The organism is Rhizobium sp. YAF28, from assembly GCF_052113285.1.
Classification (GTDB): domain Bacteria; phylum Pseudomonadota; class Alphaproteobacteria; order Rhizobiales; family Rhizobiaceae; genus Rhizobium.
Genome location: NZ_JBFRCX010000032.1, coordinates 1 through 1,242 on the forward strand (window position 1 = coordinate 1; position 1,242 = coordinate 1,242).

The 1,242-nt window shown below is 68.4% G+C and carries 1 protein-coding gene; it reads right to left on the minus strand.

Annotation, left to right across the window (positions count from 1 at the left end):
- A partial coding sequence (locus tag AB4Z13_RS32735) for an aldehyde dehydrogenase family protein (protein ID WP_442207768.1) occupies nt 1-1,242 on the minus strand: 1,242 nt, incomplete at both ends.

Below are 1,242 nucleotides of genomic sequence, written 5' to 3' on the forward strand. Positions count from 1 at the left end.
CCTCCAGCACGGTCGGCGCGATGAAGTAGCCCACGCTGTCGTCGGCCTTGCCGCCGGTGACGAGCTTCACGGCGCTGTCGCTGGCGGCGCGTTGCAGATGGCCATGGAGGCGGTCGAACGCGCGGCGGTCGATCACGGCGCCCATGAAGTTGGTGAAGTCGGTCACATCGCCCATCTGGATGGTCTCGGCCATCGCCACCACGCGCTCGCGCACGGCCGGCCACAGCGAGGCGGGGATGTAGGCGCGCGACGCCGCGCTGCACTTCTGGCCCTGGTACTCGAAGGCGCCGCGCAGCAGCGCCACGGCCAGCGTGTCGGCATCGGCGGACGGGTGGGCGAGCACGAAGTCCTTGCCGCCGGTTTCGCCGACCAGACGCGGATAGCTGCGGTAGCGCGACACATTGCGGCCGACTTCGCCCCACAGTGTGTCGAACACGGCCGTCGAGCCGGTGAAGTGAATGCCGGCCAGTTCGGGCCGCGCCAGCACGGCGCCGCTGATCGCCACCGGGTCGCCCGGCAGGAAGTTGATGACCCCCTTCGGCAGACCGGCGGCCTCGAGCAGCTCCATGAACAGGAAGTTCGACAGCGACGCCGTGGCGGCCGGCTTCCACAGCACGGTGTTGCCCATCAGCGCCGGGGCGATGGCCAGATTGCCGCCGATGGCCGTGAAGTTGAACGGCGTGACGGCGTAGACGAAGCCTTCCAGCGGACGGTATTCGAGGTGATTGCGCATGCCCGGCGACGAAATCGGCTGGCCGGCCGTCAGTTCGTGCGCGAACTGCACGTTGAAGCGCAGGAAGTCGATCAGTTCGCAGGCCGAGTCGATTTCGGCCTGGTAGGCGGTCTTGCTCTGGCCGAGCATGGTCGCCGCGTTCAGGCGGGCGCGCCACGGGCCGGCCAGCAGGTCAGCGGCCTTGAGGAAGACGGCGGAGCGCTCGGCCAGCGTGGCGTTGGCCCAGTCGCGTTGGGCGGCCACTGCGGCGTCGATGGCGGCGTGGATGGTGGTCTCGCCGGCGTTATGGACTTCGCCCAGGCGGCGGGCGTGGGCGTGCGGGGCGCGCACGTCGGTGATGTCGCCGCTAAGGATGCGCTCGCCGCCGACGATGGCCGGGATCTCGCGCACCAAGGCTTGCTGCTTGTCGAGTTCTGCCGTCAGCGCGACGCGTTCGGCGCTGCCCGGGGCGTAGTTCAGGACCGTTTCATTGATGGATTTTGGATAGGAATTGTTTGCAGACATATACG